The following is a 274-nucleotide window of genomic DNA, read 5'->3' on the forward strand; positions in this document are numbered from 1 at the left end:
GTTCGGCCTCGTGGTCTCCGACAAGGTCGCCGCCGGCGCGGTGCCGATTCTCGGCGCGGTCGGCGGCGCCACGGTCAACGTCATCTTCATGGACCATTTCCAGCGCATCGCGCAGGGGCATTTCACCCTGCGGCGGCTCGAGCGCGCCTACGGCAGCGCCGAGATCCGCCAGCGCTATGCCGAGCTGGCGGCGCGGCGGCCCGATGCCGTCCGCTGACCTCGCGGCGCCGCGCCGGCCGTCGCGCACGCTCTCCGCCATCGCCGAGCTCAGCAC

The 274-nt window shown here is 73.7% G+C and carries 1 protein-coding gene; it reads left to right on the forward strand.

Annotated features, from left to right (window positions below; all coding sequences use genetic code 11):
- Positions 1 to 217, forward strand: a 217-nt coding sequence (locus tag ACP3VS_RS24430) for a hypothetical protein (protein ID WP_426390318.1), incomplete at its 5' end; no start/stop codon positions are given.
- Positions 218 to 274 lie beyond the last annotated feature (57 nt).

This window comes from Lysinibacillus sp. VIII_CA, from assembly GCF_049943995.1.
Lineage (GTDB): Bacteria > Bacillota > Bacilli > Bacillales_A > Planococcaceae > Lysinibacillus > Lysinibacillus pinottii.